This window comes from Paenibacillus kribbensis, from assembly GCF_001705305.1.
GTDB lineage: Bacteria > Bacillota > Bacilli > Paenibacillales > Paenibacillaceae > Paenibacillus > Paenibacillus kribbensis_B.
In genome coordinates, this window is record NZ_MCBP01000003.1 from 204,707 (window position 1) to 223,853 (window position 19,147).

General features: G+C 49.3%; 14 protein-coding genes and 2 pseudogenes. 11 read left to right on the plus strand and 5 right to left on the minus strand.

Annotated elements, in window-relative coordinates:
* Positions 1-75: 75 nt before the first annotated feature.
* From BAZ21_RS06875 to BAZ21_RS06885, 3 genes are read right to left on the minus strand one after another with little or no spacing between them, the layout of a single operon-like run.
* A complete protein-coding gene (locus tag BAZ21_RS06875) occupies positions 76-1,413 on the minus strand; it encodes an AraC family transcriptional regulator (RefSeq protein ID WP_068498389.1) in 1,338 nt (445 codons plus the stop codon).
* Positions 1,388-2,833, minus strand: a complete 1,446-nt coding sequence (locus tag BAZ21_RS06880; RefSeq protein WP_068498392.1) for a sensor histidine kinase — start codon at positions 2,831-2,833, stop codon at positions 1,388-1,390. The genes BAZ21_RS06875 and BAZ21_RS06880 overlap by 26 nt, the downstream gene beginning before the upstream one ends.
* Positions 2,830-3,828 carry a substrate-binding domain-containing protein gene (locus BAZ21_RS06885; RefSeq protein ID WP_068498395.1) on the minus strand — a complete coding sequence of 333 codons (999 nt, stop codon included), beginning with the start codon at positions 3,826-3,828 and terminating at the stop codon, positions 2,830-2,832. Before BAZ21_RS06885 ends, BAZ21_RS06880 begins: the two co-directional genes overlap by 4 nt.
* A gap of 279 nt (positions 3,829-4,107) precedes the next feature.
* Between BAZ21_RS06885 and BAZ21_RS06890 the strand changes: the two genes are divergently transcribed.
* The 7 genes and pseudogenes from BAZ21_RS06890 (at position 4,108) to BAZ21_RS06920 (ending at position 13,637) form a co-directional block, all read left to right on the plus strand.
* The gene (locus BAZ21_RS06890) at positions 4,108-5,622 is read left to right on the plus strand and encodes an alpha-glucosidase/alpha-galactosidase (RefSeq protein WP_068499014.1); all 1,515 of its coding nucleotides are present in this window, start codon (positions 4,108-4,110) and stop codon (positions 5,620-5,622) included.
* 777 nt (positions 5,623-6,399) lie between these two features.
* Entirely contained in the window at positions 6,400-8,604 is a 2,205-nt protein-coding gene (locus BAZ21_RS06895; protein ID WP_256020023.1) for a glycoside hydrolase family 6 protein, read from the plus strand.
* Positions 8,605-8,779: 175 nt separating this feature from the next.
* Positions 8,780-9,715 carry a nucleoside hydrolase gene (locus tag BAZ21_RS06900; protein ID WP_068498399.1) on the plus strand — a complete coding sequence of 312 codons (936 nt, stop codon included), beginning with the start codon at positions 8,780-8,782 and terminating at the stop codon, positions 9,713-9,715.
* A 60-nt stretch (positions 9,716-9,775) separates the two neighbouring features.
* Positions 9,776-10,120 (plus strand): annotated as a pseudogene (locus BAZ21_RS06905) (ATP-binding protein); the annotation flags it as partial.
* A gap of 161 nt (positions 10,121-10,281) precedes the next feature.
* Positions 10,282-10,671 (plus strand): GntR family transcriptional regulator, encoded by a 390-nt coding sequence (locus BAZ21_RS06910; RefSeq protein ID WP_068498404.1) that lies wholly within the window; start codon positions 10,282-10,284, stop codon positions 10,669-10,671.
* Complete coding sequence (locus BAZ21_RS06915) at positions 10,664-11,566, plus strand: ABC transporter ATP-binding protein (RefSeq protein WP_068498406.1); 903 nt, start codon at positions 10,664-10,666, stop codon at positions 11,564-11,566. The genes BAZ21_RS06910 and BAZ21_RS06915 overlap by 8 nt, the downstream gene beginning before the upstream one ends.
* Positions 11,541-13,637: a multidrug ABC transporter permease gene (locus tag BAZ21_RS06920; protein WP_068498409.1), complete on the plus strand. Its 2,097-nt coding sequence runs from the start codon at positions 11,541-11,543 to the stop codon at positions 13,635-13,637. The genes BAZ21_RS06915 and BAZ21_RS06920 overlap by 26 nt, the downstream gene beginning before the upstream one ends.
* Before the next feature lie 252 nt (positions 13,638-13,889).
* Here BAZ21_RS06920 and BAZ21_RS06925 read toward each other — a convergent pair whose 3' ends face one another.
* Positions 13,890-14,195, minus strand: coding sequence for a hypothetical protein (locus BAZ21_RS06925; protein ID WP_141694949.1), 306 nt, complete (start codon positions 14,193-14,195; stop codon positions 13,890-13,892).
* Positions 14,196-14,259: 64 nt separating this feature from the next.
* Between BAZ21_RS06925 and BAZ21_RS06930 the strand changes: the two genes are divergently transcribed.
* The 4 genes and pseudogenes from BAZ21_RS06930 (at position 14,260) to BAZ21_RS06940 (ending at position 17,857) form a co-directional block, all read left to right on the plus strand.
* On the plus strand, positions 14,260-15,720 hold the full coding sequence (locus BAZ21_RS06930; protein WP_068498415.1) for a PstS family phosphate ABC transporter substrate-binding protein: 1,461 nt from the start codon (positions 14,260-14,262) through the stop codon (positions 15,718-15,720).
* Positions 15,721-15,814: 94 nt separating this feature from the next.
* Positions 15,815-17,116 carry a hypothetical protein gene (locus BAZ21_RS06935; RefSeq protein WP_068498417.1) on the plus strand — a complete coding sequence of 434 codons (1,302 nt, stop codon included), beginning with the start codon at positions 15,815-15,817 and terminating at the stop codon, positions 17,114-17,116.
* Between the two features lie 3 nt (positions 17,117-17,119).
* Positions 17,120-17,306: pseudogene (locus BAZ21_RS28420) on the plus strand (aldo/keto reductase); the annotation flags it as partial.
* A 14-nt stretch (positions 17,307-17,320) separates the two neighbouring features.
* Positions 17,321-17,857 carry a mismatch-specific DNA-glycosylase gene (locus tag BAZ21_RS06940; protein WP_068498421.1) on the plus strand — a complete coding sequence of 179 codons (537 nt, stop codon included), beginning with the start codon at positions 17,321-17,323 and terminating at the stop codon, positions 17,855-17,857.
* Positions 17,858-17,961: 104 nt separating this feature from the next.
* Here the strand turns inward: BAZ21_RS06940 and ald are convergent, their stop codons facing one another.
* The gene (ald, locus tag BAZ21_RS06945; protein ID WP_068498424.1) at positions 17,962-19,092 is read right to left on the minus strand and encodes an alanine dehydrogenase; all 1,131 of its coding nucleotides are present in this window, start codon (positions 19,090-19,092) and stop codon (positions 17,962-17,964) included.
* Positions 19,093-19,147: the final 55 nt, after the last annotated feature.

Below are 19,147 nucleotides of genomic sequence, written 5' to 3' on the forward strand. Positions count from 1 at the left end.
GGGCTAAACCTAGCATTACCTTGTCATTCGAGCTTAAAAAAATCCATGCCGATGGTCGGCATGGATGAATCTCTGCTATTTTTGGCCTTTGAACTCAGTGGGAGGAACGCCCGTTATCTTCTTAAAGACGCGGCTAAAATAGTTCGGGTCCTTATAACCCACTTCAAAGCTGATTTCTTTAAGAGCAAGATTGCCGGCCTTAATCAGAGAAATGGCTTTATCAATCCGTAGCCGGGTTACGAAGTCGATGAACGTTTCTCCGTATTCCTGTTTGAAAATTTTGCTGAAATAGTGAGGATTCAAATGGACGAAATCAGCTACTTCTTCCAGCGAAAGATCATCGTTGAATCGTTCCTCGATATACATTTTCGCCCTGCCCAGCATAGTCAGTGTTTGAACCTCCCGCTGTTCGCGTATCCGTTGCAGTGCTGACATGACGTACGTCTGCTGAAGCATTCCTTTCTCCGCTTTGACGGCAAGCAAAGAAGTGTTTCCGGCCTCTGACGACTTCAGTTCGTCAAAGTGGCAGTAACCCCCATCCCGCTTGCGTAGGGTGGAGGCAAAAACGGCTTCGAAATAGGACTTGCGAAGTCCTTCCTCGCCGTTATGCAGCGATCCGATTCCAATGGCCGTCTTTATGCCAAGTTGCTGCCGGGCAAGCTCGGAGAGCTGCTGGACAAGGTGTTTAACCAGCTGCCGCCAGCCGTTTTCGCCGGTGGCAGGCGGCTTTCGTAAAAAAGTGGCTACATGATGGTCGATCAAGGAGCTTACAATGGAATTCGGGCCATGCGTTTTTACATAGCTTCGGAAATGATCGTAAATTTTCTTTTTATCCTGCTCGTCCATGTATCCGTCAAAGGCGGCAATGATGGCGCTTCCCTGATCAAGAGGAAAGTCCAGCCATTCCGACAGCTGGGAAGCGCTCGAATCCACCGTCTGGTCGACCATAAGCATTAAAGCCAGCTCATTTTCTGCGAGCGGCATCAGCTGTGAAATTTTGTGCTTAAGCTCCAATTCTTCCGTACGTGCCCGCTTCTCGCGCTCAATTTCTTCAATCAGTCGTTTCAGTGTACCGATGACTAACTCTCGCTTCGCCGGCTTCAGAATATACTCTTTTACGCCCAAAGAGAGCGCCTCCCGGGCATAGGCAAAATAATCATAGGCGGTGACGAGCACGAATCGGGTATCGGGAAGCCGCTCCTTTAATTCACGAAGCGCTTCGAGCCCATCGATTCCGGGCATATTGATATCCAGAATGGCAATATGGGGACGGTGCTCTTCCGCACATTCAATTGCCATGCGGCCATTGCCGGCATGAATAAACCGGAATACCCCCGGCATCGCCCGTTCCACTGTCAATTCCAGTCCTTCCCTCTCCAAAGCCTCGTCATCCGCGATCAACAACCGATACATCAGTCCGCTCACTCTCCTTCTTGACTGGAATTCGTATTGTTATGGCAGTACCTTGTCCGGTATTGCTGCTGATTTCAACCATTCCTTCCTTTCCGTAGAACAACTGTAGCCGCTTAAACACGTTTTGCATTCCAAGTCCCGTTGAACTGCTGCTTTCGGCTCCGCCTTCAAGACGGAGCACGGACAGTCGGGTTTCCTCCGCCATGCCCTTTCCATTGTCCGAAATTACAATTTGCACATCTTCGCCCGCTCTCGACAGCGTCAACGCGATAATGGCTCCGTTTTCCATATCTGCCACACCATAAAGAAAAGCGTTTTCAATCAACGGCTGGATCGTCAGGGCCGGAATTTGCTGCTGAAGTACGGAAGCGTCAAAGTGAAGATCAAAGCGAATTCTGTCCCGGAAGCGCGCCTGCTGGATTGTTACGTATTCGCGGATATGATCCAGCTCCTCCTGGAGAGTTACGGGTTTGTCCAGCTTCTGCAGGCTGTACCTCAGCAGATTGGACATCGAAACGATCAGGTCGCTGGTCTTCTCCGCCCCTTCCAGGATCGCCAGCTTGGATAGCACATTTAAGGTATTGAACAAAAAGTGCGGGTTAATTTGATTTTGCAGGGCCAGAAGCTCCAGTTCCTTCACAAGCCGCTGCATTTCCAGGCTCTTTTTATCCTTCTCGATGAGGATGCTCAAATCGGTGGACATTTGCGAAATGGCGTCCGACAGTACGCCTAGCTCGTCATCCCGTCGCGGTTGGGGCTCGATATTCAGATCGCCTGTTGCGATTCGCTTCGCCAGTACGACAAGTCTGCCGACAGGACCAGTAATGCTGCGCGAGACCCAGATTGCAAGCAAAACCCCCATCAGCGCGTTCATGCCGAACAACGCCACTCCCAATCCGTTCATTTGCTCATTCTTGTTCCGGATGTTCTCGATGATCGGCCGGTAATAAGCCAGTTCAGCGTCGATCAGTCGCTGCCCCTCCTCGTGGATATAGCTGACGGTTTTCTCCGCTTCAATATAATGTTCAAAAGCCGATTGAGGATCTTGTGCATTTGCGTCCAGAACTGCGGCTTGTTTCTGTTCAAGAAATGTGGCCAACAGATTCACGTAGTCCTCCTCGGCGAATGAAGGGGCGGCCGAGTCGGAGACTTCCTGAATTCTGCCTTTCAACTGCATCAATTGGCGTTCTGTCGGGACCTGCGCAGCCTTATCGTCTCTCGGATTAAGCAGATAGGCGTAAAGGAGCTTTAAGTTGCTTTCCGCCGATTCAGAGGTTTGCTCGATGAGCAGAATTCGGCCAAGCATTTCATCGTAGCTCTGTTGTACGACCTTTCCGCTTTGGAATACAAAATAAGCGATGATATTGGCGAACACAACTAGGAGGGGGATGAACAGAAGCAGCTTCGTTCTGATCGTCATCGTTCGTCATCTCCGGCCATGTTGTCGGGAGTGTTCGCATGCACTTCATATACCCTGGTGTATGTTAATTTCTGGGGATCATTCCCCTTTAAATAATCATTCAGCAGTTTTATGGCCTTAGCCCCCATTTCCACAGGCTGCTGAACAATGGTCAGTTCGATTTTGCAATCTTTGACGGCCTCCAACGTATCGGCCATATCGTCAAAAGCGAAAATCTGCAAACTCCGCGCTCCGCTCCGCTCCGAGGCTTCCAGAATGCCAAGGCCGTCCAGCGCACTGAATCCGACCATGTAGCGGATCTGCGGATATCGGCTGAGCATGTTCTGAGCTTGCTGGGCTGCCTGAAGCCGCGAAATGTCCGAGGAGCGAATCTCCACAATGCGGAGCTTGGGATAGCGGCTGATCACGGAACGAAAGCCAGCAAGCCTGAGACGCTGGTTCTCGACGCGCTCGTTGCTGATCATAACTCCAATGTCGCCACGCTCTCCGGAGGCTTTCGCCAACAGCACGCCCATCCGCTTTCCTGCTCCTTCATTATCCGTTCCAACGTAAGCCAGTCTTCGGGAGTCCGGCTCATCCGTATCGATCGTGATGACGGGTATGCCAAGTCCGGCCGCTTTGTCGATTAATCGGCGATACTCCGGATCATTGATCCCTTGAACCAGAATTGCATCCGCCTTGGCGGCGATCGCTTTATCCAGCAGTTTGATCTGCTCGGACGGATTAATGCGGTCCGGCCCGATATAATCGAGCCGCATACCGTACTGTTCCGCTTCCTTTCGGGCTCCTTGTTCGATTGACCGCCAGTAATAATTGTCCAACTCCTGCGATATCAATACCACTTTTGTATCGGGAGCCCCGTCTTTTGATGAAACCGTCTTCAATTGCTCTGAAAATTGGTGAATTTGCAGAGAAGACAGAGTGAACTGAAACAGCAGCCAGGCAAATGGCAGGAAGACGGGGATAAGGATAAATATCCATTTACGGTTTGACATGTCCTACTCCTTTGGGAATATTTACAGATTCAACTCATTATACAGCAACAAAACAACCTCACGCAGCTATCGTCAGTATACGCGCGGTAATTGAGGAGGAATTGCAAATTGTAATCATGCCGTCAAAATATAACAAGGCAAAGAGGAAAACGGGTTAGGATTTTTGACACCTAAACACGAATCTGGTCATGATTTTGATAACGCTTCCCACAGGTATGTTGCTACAATGACGGTATATCACAACTCTAATGTCGGAGGTTGATTGCCGTGTCATTTGCCGTGCCATTTAAAGTAGCTTTTATTGGAGCGGGAAGCATAGGTTTTACCCGTGGAATTTTGCGAGACCTGTTGGCAGTGCCGGAATTTAACGAGATTGAAGTGGCTTTTACGGACATTAGTCAGCACAATCTGGATATGGTCACCGAGCTGTGCCAGCGGGATATTCGGGAGAACGGTTTGGCCATACAAATACAGTCCTCTACGGATCGAAAGATAGCTTTAAAGGATGCCAAATACGTTATTTGTACAATCCGGGTCGGTGGTCTGGAAGGCTTTTCCACTGATGTGGATATTCCATTAAAATATGGCGTGGATCAATGTGTAGGAGATACGCTGTGTGCCGGAGGGATCATGTACGGGCAGCGCGGGATTGCTGAAATGCTGAACATTTGCAAGGATATCCGCGAGCTGAGTGCACCGGATGTACTGCTGCTGAACTACTCGAATCCGATGGCGATGATGACGTGGGCCTGCAACAAGTACGGCGGTGTGCGTACGATTGGTCTATGTCACGGCGTCCAGCACGGTCATCACCAAATTGCCGAGGTGTACGGCCTGAAGAAGCAGGATGTGGACATTGTGTGCGTCGGAATCAATCACCAGACGTGGTACATCCAGGCATCTCATAAAGGGAAGGATCTGACGGCAGGACTGCTGGAGGCTTTTGAAAAGCATCCCGAATATAGCCGCACCGAAAAGGTACGAATCGACATGCTTCGTCGTTTTGGCTATTACAGCACAGAATCAAACGGTCATTTAAGTGAATATGTTCCCTGGTACCGAAAGCGCCCGGATGAAATTCTCGACTGGATTGATCTGGGCAGCTGGATCAACGGAGAAACAGGTGGCTATCTACGCGTATGTACGGAAGGACGCAACTGGTTCGAGACCGATTTTCCAAACTGGATGAAAGAAGACCCATTGGTGTACACGGCGGAGAATCGTGGTGAGGAGCACGGCTCGTACATTATCGAAGGGCTGGAAACCGGGCGTGTATACCGCGGGCATTTTAATGTCGTCAATAACGGAGTAATCTCCAATCTGCCGGACGATGCGATCATTGAAGCACCGGGATACGTGGATCGGAACGGTATTTCCATGCCACATGTCGGGGAGCTTCCGCTTGGTCCTGCGGCCGTCTGCAATGTAAGTATTTCCGTCCAGCGTCTGGCTGTCGAAGCGGCTGTGCATGGGGATGATAAGCTGCTGCGTCAAGCGTTTATGATGGACCCGCTGGTGGGTGCGGTTTGTAACCCACAAGAAATTTGGCAGATGGTCGATGAAATGCTGGTAGCGCAGGAAGCATGGCTTCCACAATACGAAGCGGCGATTGCCGAGGCGCGTCAGCGTCTGGCTGCAGGTGATCTAATCCCAACTCGTCCTTATGAGGGAGCGGCAAGGCTTAAGGTGAAGACGATTGAGGAAATGCAACTGGACCGGGAGGCGGCCAACAAAAATGCGGGCGAATCCGACAAAGGCAAGGAACGTGAAAAGGTGCAGCCAAGCCAAGCCTAGCAGCTTGGTACCATCGCATTAGCGTTCACTACATGTACGTACATCAGGATTTTGCAAAATTCGATTCCAGTCGCTCCAAAGTGCAATATATAGACGAACTAGACCATTTCGATCTATATATTGTTCATTGGAAGTCGCTTATTGGATTTTTGCAAAATCCTCACATGCATGATGAATGACCATGATGCTGCGTAACGATAATTTATAACGATAACTACACAACAAGAAAGGGTAATTTCATGGCTATGAGGTCTGAAAATACCCTTTTATTGTTGATAGATTTAACCATTTGGCATGGATCGCAGTCCGAGATTTATTTTGTCGATTTTAGCTGACGGAAATTAAAGAATGCACCCTAATTTTTAAGAATCTGCTCCTTTTGTGTCGAACTCGAATCTTGGAAAAGCTTGTAACATCAGGGATGATTCATCATACGAGGGACTCGGTCATCAGAAACGGGAAGACGGAAATAACTGGAAATGTGGCAATCCGAGTGCCTAATTTATAATCTAGACCCTAATTTATTCAATTTACAGCAGATTTCAGGGTTACTATAATCTAACATAGGAGGTGACAAAAAGGGGATAATACGAAATTCGAGCGCGAGGAAGTACAGAAAGCGCTTACTTTTGCGGCTATGCACGCTACTTTTTTTGAGGAAAGAGGGTGCAATCACGCAAAATCATGTAACAATCAGGTGACGACATAGGATGAGTAAACAAAATTTAAGAAAGATAGGTGAAAGAATTGAAAACAAAGCAAGTGCTTCGTAAAGGCATGAAGTATGCTTTTGCGCTATCACTCGTCGCAAGTAGTTTTTTACCAGGTACAGGATTGGCAGGTAAAATAAATGCAGAATCCCATGTGGACAATCCTTATATCGGGGCAACAAAGTATATTAGTCCTGATTATGCCGCTTTCGTCGATACGTCAATTGCCAAGGTTACCGATGCTACGCTGAAAGCGAAAATGCAAACCGTCAAAACGTTCCCGACATCCGTATGGCTCGATCGCATCGCTGCCATTAACGGGACTCCAGGCAATCTTGGTCTGGAAGAGCATTTGGATCAAGTATTGGCCCAAAAGAAAGGCGACACGCCGATTACGGCAGAGTTTATTATATATGATCTGCCCGGACGGGATTGTCATGCCTTGGCTTCCAACGGTGAGCTTCCGCTGACCCAGGCAGGTCTGGAAACGTACAAAAAGGATTATGTCGACAAGATTGCTGAGATCCTTGCCAACCCCAAATATAAGGACATTCGTATCGTAACGATCATTGAACCGGACAGTTTACCGAACCTGGTAACCAATATGAGCGATCCAAAATGTGCTCAAGCCAAATCCACCGGTATCTATGAAACCGGCATTCAGTACACAATCAACAAACTGAACGAAATTCCTAACGTATACAAATACGTAGATATCGGTCACTCCGGCTGGCTCGGTTGGGATAACAACCGTTCAGCAACAGTTTCCCTGTATACCAACGTTTTCAGAAACACATCTAAAGGACTGTCCAGCGTAGACGGCTTTATCACCAATACAGCCAACACTACGCCGCTGGTTGAGCCCAATCTGCCTGATTCCAACCTGAATATTAACGGACAGCCGATCAAGTCTTCCAAGTATTACGAATGGAACCCTTACTTCGATGAGCTGCATTTCACAGAAGGTCTGCACAAAGATTTTGTAAATGCAGGCTGGCCAAGTTCTCTCGGTATGCTGATTGATACCGGCCGTAACGGCTGGGGTGGGCCGAACCGTCCAACTAAAGCTACAGGTAACGATATTAATTCGTACGTGAACTCAGGCCGTGTGGACAGACGCGACCATCGCGGTAACTGGTGTAACAACAGTGGCGCAGGTATGGGGACACCTCCTCAAACCGCTCCGGCTTCCCATGTCGATGCATATGTATGGGCGAAGCCTCCGGGTGCTTCCGACGGCTCCAGCTCGCTCATTCCGAACGATGAGGGCAAAGGCTTTGACCGGATGTGTGATCCTACTTACACAACCAGTGACGGCGTATTGACAGGCGCATTGCCGAATGCTCCGATTTCCGGTGCCTGGTTCCATGATCAGTTCGTTATGCTGGTGAACAATGCATATCCAGTAATCAAAGCTGCTGATGGTAGCGTAGACCCAGCACCTACGCCAACACCTACACCAACACCAACACCAGAAGCTCCGGCAGTACCGGCAGACTTACAGGGAAAATTGGGCGTGAATCTGACTTGGGCTGCTTCCACTGGTGCCCAAAGCTACACAGTGAAGCGTGCTACCAGTGAGGAAGGTCCTTTTACAACGATTGCGTCTCGTGTAACAGGTACACAATACACGGATACAGATTTGACGAATGGAACGACTTACTATTATGTAATAAGTGCTACGAATGCAAATGGTTCAAGCAAGGATTCAGCTGTAGTGAAAGTGACCGTTGGATCGAAGGCTACACCAACGCCAACACCAACACCAGATCCAACGCCTACACCAACACCAGATCCAACACCTACACCAACACCAGATCCAACACCTACACCAGAACCTGCAGGTGACCTGGCTGTTCTGTACCGGGCTGGAGATACCGACCCAACGAATAATGCAATTAAACCATTTTTTAACGTAAAAAATAATGGGACAACTCCTGTGAAGCTGAGTGACCTGAAAATCCGCTACTACTTCACTAAAGAGGGTAACCAAGACATGCAGTCTGCAGTGGACTGGGCACAAATAGGTAATGATAACGTGCTGCGTACCTTTACAGACAAATATATTGAAATTGGTTTCAGTTCTGCTGCCGGCACGCTTGCTGCTGGAGCACAAACAGGTGAAATTCAGGTCCGCATTAACAAAAGCGACTGGTCTAATCACGACGAATCCAATGACTACTCGTTTGATCCAACCAAAACCTCTTATACAGAATGGAACAAAGTAACGTTGTTCCAAAATGATAAGCTGGTATGGGGAATCGAGCCTTAAGATTAAGACAGAAGATGTGCGCTTAAACAATAGAAGAAAAACCCTGAAGGAAAAGCTACGGCATAACTGCCGTAGCTTTTTTGATCGTCTTCAGCGAAAGAACCTCATGATCAAGGGAATAAGCATTCAAATTGTGTATAATAAAAAAGAATGCTGTTCTACTGTGGAGGTCATCATGAGTAAAAAGTTAATTTTAGATGTAGATACGGGGATCGACGACGCACTTGCCATTGCATACGCTGTCCATTCGCCGGAATTGGAGCTGCTCGGCATTACAACCACCTTTGGCAATATCTCGGTGGAGGAGGCGACACGCAACTCACTGATTCTGCTGGAAAAGCTGGGTGTAGAGGCTCCGGTCGTGTCCGGCGCTCACAAGCCGTATGCCCGTGAGCTGTTCAAGCCGTATTCCCGCCATATTCATGGTGAAGACGGCATTGGCAACCAGCTCAAAGGAGCGCCGTTCCGTCAGGCAGCGTCTGGAGATGCGGCTGATTTTATAATTGGACAGGCTCGTCGCTATGAAGGCAAGCTTACCCTGGTAGCTGTGGGACCGCTGACCAATCTTGCGATTGCGCTGGATCGCTGCCCCGAATTGCCGAAATTGCTTGACCGCCTGATCATTATGGGCGGGGCGGTTACAATACGAGGGAATGTGACCGAGGCCGCTGAAGCGAATATCTACGCTGATCCGGAAGCCGCAGCCTATGTGCTGGGAGCGGGTTTCCCGCTTACACTCGTCGGGCTGGATGTGACCATGCAGACGCTGCTTCCCCAGCATGATGTAGACAAGTGGCGTGAGCAAGGAACCGAGCTGGGCAAGTTTATGGCAGATATGACGGACTTTTATATGGAAGCCTATGGCAATTTCAGACCTGGTATTGCAGGCTGTGCTTTGCATGATCCATTGGCCGTTGGACTAGCCATAGATTCCAGTTTTGTGCAGACGCGTCCGATGCGTATTGCTGTTGAGGTGGGGGATTCCCCTGAAGTCGGTCGCACCCGTGAGGTGCAAAACGAGCGCGAAGCTCAGGCGCTGCCCTCTGTCGATGTGGCACTTGAGGTCGATGCGGAGCGATTTTTGCGTCATTTTCTTAGCCGGGTGGTATAAACAAATAGCTCTAAGATTACCACTGAAATTAGTCTCTATAGACATCCAATATCATGTCAGATAAACATCTTTGCCGAGCAAAAGGTTTACAGTCGCCGTAAAAGGAAATGCTTGATTGAGTTCAGTGTAACCGATACCGGCATCGGTGTTCCCACTGATCGCCAGCACCTATTGTTTCAGCCCCTTTCTCAGCTCCATCCCGCACTGAACCGGAAATATGGAGGCACAGGTCTGGGGCTGTCGATCTGCAAAAGCCTGGTTAACCTGATAGGCGGTTCCATTGGCGTGGATAGTGAAGAGGCCCAGGGATCGACGTTCCGCTTCCAACTGGATCTTAAGCTGTCGGAAGAGGAAGCGCTGGCGAATATGAGCCGTGATGAGCCTTATGGGTCGAAGGAATGTTAAAAGAAATAGCCGTGATGCATCATGCATCACGGCTATTTTTTGTAATAAATAACCAAACAAATGATTGACAAACTGTTCTAACTGTACTATTAATAATAATACAGTTAGAACAGTTTGAAATATGCAGATACATCTGATCAGGTTTTGAAAGGAGGAAGTCCATGTTCGAGCTGGATATCCGCAGCCGCAAGCCAATCTACGAGCAGCTAATGGACAAGGTGAAGGAAATGATCGTGTACGGATCACTTCAGCCGGATGAGCAATTGCCTTCCGTACGGGCATTGTCCGCTCAGCTTACAGTGAATCCGAATACGATTCAGAAGGCGTATCGTGAGCTGGAACGCGAAGGATATATCTATTCTGTCCAAGGCAAGGGCAGCTTTGTCACACCTGCCGAGCAGCAGCCGCAGCAAATGAAGCGGGATGAGATTCGGGCAGCGCTGTTAAAGCAGATGATCGAAGCCGTCCATTTTGGTTTTACGCAGCCGGAAGTGGACGCCATATACGTGGAAGCGATGCAATTGAAGGAAAGGGGGATGTCCCTTGATTGAATTAAGGGAAGTCACAAAGACATTTGCAGATGAAAAGGCGGTGGATCAACTCGCCCTTACGGTGAAGAAGGGCTCCATTTTTGGGTTGCTGGGCTCGAATGGGGCGGGTAAAACGACACTGCTCAAAATGATTGCCGGAATCTATCGACCGGATACAGGGAAGGTGCTGATTGGGGGGCAAGCCGTATATGAGCAGCCCGAAGTCAAGCAGCGCATTCTGTTTATGCCGGATACACCCTATTTTTTTCCGCAGGCGACGATTCAACAGATGGCCCGTTTTTATCGCTCCATTTATCCAAGCTGGAGTGAGGAACGATACATGCAGCTTACGGGCATTTTCAAGCTGGACCCCAAACGTAAACTACACCGTTTTTCCAAAGGGATGAAGCGGCAGGCTGCATTTTTACTTGCCTTGAGCTGTATGCCTGAACTGTTGATTTTGGATGAGCCGATTGATGGACTGGACCCTGTGATGCGACGAATGATCAAAAATCTGCTGTTCCAGGAAACCGCCGCGCGCGAGCTGACCGTCGTGATCTCATCCCATAATTTGCGTGAGATCGAAGACATGTGTGATCACGTCGGCATTATGCACCAGGGACGCATGCTGCTGGAAAAGGAAGTCGACGACCTCAAGTCCGATACCCATAAGGTGCAGGTTGCTTTTCGTGAAAGCGCGCATGAGGAAGCCGTATACAAGCAACTTTCGGTTGTACATAAGGAGCGGAGAGGCAGTGTTCTGCTGCTGATTATCCGTGGGGAACGAGAGCGGATTGCAGAAACGATTCAAGCGTATGAGCCGCATGTATTCGATTTGCTACCGTTGACGCTGGAGGAAATTTTCATTTATGAAATGGAGGACGCGGGTTATGACATCCAACCGATTCTTCTATAGCGGCGGCGTGGTTCGCCAAAGCCTGAGACAGCATGGCTGGATCGGTCTGTTGTACTTGGCGGGATTACTGTTTACAGTGCCACTGCCGTTATTTATGAGTACTGGAAACGAGCGAGTGCCCACGGTTTTGAGAAGCCTGTTCGATGTTACGAGCTCAGGCGATGGATTGCAAAATATCATTTTATTGGCCGTACCTGTGCTGGCGGGTGTGATGCTGCTTCGTTTTATTCAGCGTCAGGGCTCCTCGGATTTATATCACAGCCTGCCCTTACGCAGAGAGCATCTGTTAACGGCACATTTAATTAGCGGTCTTATCCTTTTACTCGTACCCGTATGGCTGACTGCGGGAGTAACGGCCCTGCTAAACACGTCGGTTGAATTTCCTTTTATTTTCCATATCAATGACATTGGATCATGGGCTTTGGTTGTATCGGTTCTTACGATTTTCCTGTTTGTTTTTACCGTGTTTGTAGGTATCTGTGTAGGGCAATCGCTGTTGCAATCCGTTGTAGTGTATGTTTTGCTGTTGTTGCCCTTTTTTTTGTACTCCATGATTAGTCGTTTTCTGGGGCACAATCTATATGGTTACTCTCAGATTATTGGAACCATTGTTCAAAATAGTAATGGCGTGGGGTTGCGTAGCGGCAATAATATTTGGTATAGTTTATCGCCGTTCGCCCGCATTATGGATTTGTCGAGTAGCGCATTTTCATATGTGGAGCTGCTTATTTATATTGGTGTTTCCTTGCTGTTTATGATTTTAAGCTATGTGTTATATCGCAAACGGCTCGCAGAGAAGGCAACGCAGGCCATGGCCTTTACTTTCTTCCAACCCTTATTTAAGGCAGGAGTCATGTTATGTGCCATGCTGCTGATAGGAGAATATTTTTATAGCACAGGAGGCCAGGGGAGAGACTGGTCGATCTTCGGGTATGTGCTTGGAGCTATTTTGGGCTATATTGCTGTGGAGATGGTAATCCGCAAGACATGGCAAATTGTACGTGTTCGTGCTTTGCTGGAGTTGATTGCATACGGTGCAGTTTTGGGTCTGGCAATGTACATCCCCACGTCTGGTTGGATAGGCTACGAGGAACGAATTCCAACCGCGCATTCAGTCGAGCAAGTCTATGCCGGGCCAAATTTGTATCTGGACGGGGGATCAACACGGAAAAATCTTTATTTTTCGCAAGATAAAGCTTTTATCGCCGCTGTGCTGAATTTACAGCGTGAGCTTGTAAGAGCACATTCAGCTGGAGAGACGTCCGGGTCGAATAAAGAACCTCAACAAAGGATATCCATTGCCTATCGTTTGGATGATGGTACCATTATGACTCGCAGCTATACATTTCCTGAGCGGCCTTTTCAGGCAGCGCTGGCGAAAGTGATGCTGTCTGAGCCGTACAAAACAGTAAGCTACTCACTGGATAAGCTGTATGGTACAGCGGAGACGATCAGCATTCAATCGACAGATGATAATGAACGACGAGTTGTTCTGACTGATCCGAAAGATATTCGTGAATTTGAAGCAGTACTGAAAGAAGAAGTTTTGGACATGAGCTATAGAGAAATGCAGGCAGGCTCTTATGCGTTGGGGAATATTGAAATTCTGAACAAACCTTCATCTATTTCAGCAGAAGAACCGGAATGGACGCGCAACGTCTCCTTTAATTGGCGCATATCCTTCCACAAGCTGAATGCTTGGCTGGAACGTAAAGGATACGCCGACAAGGTGATTATCACGTCGAAAGACATTATATCGGTTCGAGCTATTCCAATGGTTTCTCAAGAGAAGGAGCCGTATCAACCCGGCAAGTATATTGATGAAGTGAATTTATTCAGGATATTGCAGCAGAAGTATAAAGTCACCGCAATTGAAGATCCAAAACTTTGGAATACTGTGCTGGATAACCGAAATAATTATAGCTATGATCCACAAGTGGAGAAAGGCACTTATCTGTTCCAAGTCAAAATCAAGTCCATCAGCGGTTCCGGCTTTTATACGGTTTATTACTTATTAGCCCCAAAAGACATCACACCGGAGCTTGCGAAGGCTTTACCGATAGCTCCTTAAAAGGCTCGGAACAACAAGCAAGAGCTTCTCCACATTTGGACTGACGTAATTAGAGGCATAGAGAGTCAAGCGATTGCAGACTTTCAGCCACAGAAATATATAGAACAGCTGTATGGTCTGTATTTGGACATCCAACGTGATGGATATTGGGACGTGAAGCAGCACCGTTTTTTGATTCATGCCAGAGTAATCTAAAGAAGATCCAATACCAAAAAGGCCTTCCTGCAGGGGAGGCCTTTTTTGCCATACACATTAGGGTAAGAACAAAATCAGAAGCCACATGGTGGCTGGTAGTGAAATACCAACGGCTATCGCTATATAGGGCAAGGGGGTTCTGAAGTAGCTTTTCCAGTCCGCTTCCTTGTCCTTTTTCTCATGATAGAACGCTACCTGTGTTGCAAAGCTGTGAAGCAACTTGAGTGCCTCGTCATTCGGAATATGCTGTAAGGAATACCATAGATCATCGTGTGCTTTTCGGAGCAAGGTTACATCGGATGTATGATCCTGATGATCGGATACGCACATTTTACCATCTCCTCGTATACTAATCTTTACCATAATTGTACAATGAAGAAGCAATTGCTTACAGTCTCATTTCATATATAGGTATAGGGGGATGTGCATGTCTGATCCAAAGGGAGTTATAGCTGATACGGAGAAAGGCGCTTCTGTGCGGATAGCATGGTTTTGGCCATGGCTGGGCGGTACGTTTATGTTTGGATTGTTTTCAGTCATGTTTAATGTCATTTGGAGTATCGTTGTGGCATCCAATGTGCAGCTTCTGCTGAGACATGAAGGTGTAACAGATACAGCCGTGATTGTGATGCTGGTGCTATACGCTTGGATTGTCGGACTGATTTTTGCGGCTTACGGTGCCTTGAGTGCACGTATTTCCAGCATGCATAAGCTTCCACTGATGCTGACCGGACTGTTATCATTATTGTGTGGGCTGTGCCTGTGGATTGTGGGGCTACAGGGATCTGGCGGTCAACCTGCTGAGGTGTGGGGAGGCTCGTGGGAGCTGTTTTCACTTTATCACGCTTGGGCGGCGCCTGTGCTGGAGGTATTGGAGCCTTATACACAGCATAGTGAAATCTGGTTTCTGCTGACTGTACTGCTGCCGATAGCTGGTATGGTAATAGGTGTTGAGGTAGATCGTTATCCAGCGGTAACCGACAAGGACGGAAAGGCAGATCATAGATGGCAATGGGTAGTCGTTTCGATGTCCGCTGCGCTCATCATTGTACTGACGATTGCATTGAGGCTTCCTCAACATCCATACATTGCCGAGAGGGATTTTCCGGTAGTTGACGGAGCTACTGCGGCCATTCCGTTCGCACAGGATATGCTGCATGAATTGACCGGAATGAGCCAGGCGCGCGCAGCACACGAACTGAGATTCAATACGACACATCAGGCATATGTAAATTTGATCGAAAAGAAGGCGGATCTGATTCTGGTGGCCGGACCATCCGATGAGGAACTGCGTCTGGCGAAAAGCCGCGGGGTACACATGAAGCTCATCCCCATTGGACGGGATGCATTTATTTTTCTCGTACATCAAGAAAATCCGGTTAAGGGACTTTCTTCAGAACAGGTTCGCCGCATATATGAAGGATCTATTCATAATTGGAATGAAGTAGGGGGAAAGGATCAGCCAATCATTGCTTATCAGCGGGAGGAAAATTCAGGTAGTCAGACGTATATGGAAAAGAAGGTAATGGAAGGCCATGAGATGACTGAACCGCCTCGGGAACTCCAAATTGGCATTATGGGTGGTATGATTAATGCAGTCGCAGATTTTAACAAGGATCACAACGCGCTTGGCTATTCATTTTATTATTTTGCCAATGTGATGCATAATCGTCAAGAGGTTAAGTTTCTGCCTATTGATGGAGTGGAGCCGAACAAAGAACATATCCGTTCGGGGCAATATCCATTTACGGCTCAACTATTCGTGGTCACACGGGAAGGTGAGAAGCCACGTCCTTCTCTGCAGCGATTGCTCGATTGGCTGCAAAGCGAAGAAGGAACCCGGGCCATTGAAAGAGGAGGCTTTGTTGCTCTGGACTCGCAAGAGTGAAACGAGGACAGTAGGGTAATACATAGAATATGCCCTGCTGTGATCACGATACCCGCACAGCATGTATATCAACAACCTAAGGGGATGAACGAAAATGAAGAAAAAAACATCGGCATGGCTGCTTTTGCTCGCCGTAGCCATCATGGCGGCGGGATGTGGAACTGGTGCACAAAACGGACCGAAAAAATCGGAGGGACAAGCGGTCCAGAATGAGCAGCCAGGTTCAACGTCGGCACAGGCGAACGGTTCAGGAGCGGCTGTACATACACCGGAACAGCAGACCGCTTCTGACGGGAGCAATACTACATCCCCATCCGCTACGCCAGGGACCGGAGGACAAGCATCTACGGACGCCAATGCAGCGAAGGTCCGCATGGACGATATTACCGCGCTGCGTCTGATCGACGGCCGATCCGGCTGGATCGGTGGCAATGGCTGGATAGCCCGGACAGACGCAGGTACATCCGGCTCCGTCGGATCGGCTTGGAATGTGCAATATCAGGGCCAAGGTACGGTGCAGCAGATTTTTGCCTTGAACGACCAGCAGGCCTGGGCTGTTATGGCCGATAGCGGGTCGCTGCTGGCAACGCGCGATGGCGGCAAACGCTGGGAGACTGTAGGGACAGTGCCTAAGCAAGGAATAGCAGGCTTTTTACACTTTATATCCTCCAAAGAAGGATTCAGCAGCAGCCAATATACGAAGGATGGCGGACAAAGCTGGTCTGCGCTTCCTGTGCCTGATCATACAGTGGGACAGCCCTATTTTCATGATCGGCAAAACGGCTGGGTGGTAGCGCAGGACACAGACCGCTCGTTCCAGATTTTACACACCGTTAACGGGGGGCAAAAGTGGACTGCCGTCATGTCACGGACAACCGAGGAGCCTCTGAACGGGGCCATTATCCGTTCGGTGGAACGAGGCAACGCATGGATTGAGCTGATTGGAGGCACGGGGATGAATCAGACTTCGTATTCGCTTTGGCATACGGCCGATAGCGGTCAAAGCTGGCGCGCTGTACTGGCCAATGCCACGGCTGGCGGCGGTCCCGCACCCGGTATTAGCCAGCAGGACAATCAGGTTCCCAAAAATGAAGGGGTGGCACCGGGGATGCTTTATGCGGTTAACAGCAATACGGCATTGATGGGCGGCTACTGCGCACCGTGCGACAAGCCCAATACGATTGGCTGGACGAATGACGGCGGCAAAACGTGGAACAATGGCAAGCAAAGCTTTGACGGCTATGGCAGCCAGCAAATCGGGATGGCGAATGCCAAGGAAGGCTGGGCTATTTTCTCGGATTCGGAGCAGGCACCTGTGATGTATACGACCTCGGATGGTGGACAGCATTGGACTCAGAGCCATGTCTTTGACAAGCCAGCGGCATCAGGCCACTGAACATCCCAAATTGCGCTCGCGTGGGTTATACGGGATGGCGATGTTTGGGCAATCCCCAAAGGCGATACAGGAATCGCACGTACGGGAAAATGCGGCGGCAGCCCATATGCGGCTTACTTCTGAGCAGCTTCAACGAATAGACGAAGCTTTTTCTCCGCCAACACGGAAGCAGCCGCTGGATATTGTTTGAGGAAGGGGAGGCCCATGTCAGAGCAGGAGACAGAGCTGCATGAGGTAGATGATCATTTGGATTATGGATTATCCGTCGTATTCATTGGTTTTAATCCCAGCTTGAAATCAGGCGAAGTAGGCCATCATTATGCGAATCCTCGCAACCGTTTTTGGCGCATACTGGAGGGAGCAGGCTTGACGCCTCGCTTGTACGATCCATCGGAAGATCGGGAGCTGCTGAAGCTTGGCTACGGTTTTACGAATATCGTTTCCCGCCCTACCAGGGGCGTGGAGGACATTACGCGCGAGGAATACGCCAAAGGACGTCTGGAGCTGCATGCGAAGCTAAAGGAATATCGTCCGAAGGTCGCTTGCTTTGTCGGCAAAGGCGTATACACCGAATACAGTAAAAAATCCAAAGTAAATTGGGGATTTCAGTCTGAACCGCTCATCCCCGAGATGCATGAATTTGTGGCACCCTCGTCCAGCGGACTGGTGCGTATGTCGCTGGACGAGATCACGGATATTTACCGCCATCTGCAGATATTCCTTTCGTCAGAAATCGTCTGAAAGCAGCGAATACACGAATGCATTGGCTACAGTGAACAGAAAAAAGAACCACACCTCTTTAACCCTCAGGGGAGAGAATGTGTGGTTCTTTGAGGTGCGCTATTTTATTGCAAAGCCTTCGCCTGCCATGCCTGTTCCACCGGAACGTAAGGGTAACCCAGGTCGCGGGCGACTGCTTCGTAGGTGATATGTCCGTTCAGGACATTTGTGCCGCTAAGCAACGGCTTGCTTCTGCGAAGTGCCTCCTGTACACCCAGATCCGCGAGCTGGAGAGCATAGGGGAGGGTGGCGTTCGTCAGGGCAAGCGTCGAGGTTTGCGGTACCGCGCCCGGCATGTTTGCTACCGCATAGTGAATGACGCCATGCTTCACATAGGTCGGCTGATCATGTGTCGTGATGTGGTCAATCGTCTCAACAATACCACCTTGGTCGATGGCGACATCCACGATCACAGAGCCGGGCTGCATGGTCTGTACCATGGTTTCTGTTACGAGGCGCGGGGCCTTGGCACCGGTGATCAGCACAGCCCCGATCAGCAGATCGCTTTGCGCCACGGCCTCAGCAATGTTGGATGGGGTGGACACCAGCGTATGGAGCTGGTTGCCAAAAATATCATCCAGCTGGCGCAGCCTTTGCAGACTCAGATCGATCAGGGTCACATCTGCGCCGAGACCGATGGCAACCTTGGCGGCATTCGTGCCGACGACCCCTCCACCAATAATGGTTACTTTGCCGCGTTTGACCCCCGGTACGCCTGCCAGCAGGATGCCTTTGCCGCCCTTTGGCTTTTCCAGCAGCTGTGCTCCGATTTGTACAGCCATTCGACCTGCAACCTCGCTCATCGGAGTGAGCAGCGGAAGGCTTCCTTCGACGTCTAGCGTTTCATAGGAGATGGCAGCTACACCGTTGTCCGTTAAAGCCTTGGCCAGTGCTGGCTCAGCGGCCAGATGCAGATAGGTGAACAAAATCAACCCTTGTCGAAAATATCTGTATTCCGAGGCTAGGGGCTCCTTCACCTTTATAATCAGATCGGCCTGGGACCACACATCGACAGCTTGCTGCACAATAGTCGCACCCGCAGTGGCATAATCTCCATCGCTAAAGCCGCTTTCAACCCCTGCACGGCTTTCCACAAACACGTGATGTCCGTGTTGGATCATTTGAGCGGCACCCGCAGGTGTCAAAGCCACACGATTTTCATTGTTTTTAACCTCTTTCGGAACCCCGATTTTCATTTCATTCACCTCTCCTGAAAATAATAGTTATCCAACGGCCAATCATTGTTACTCA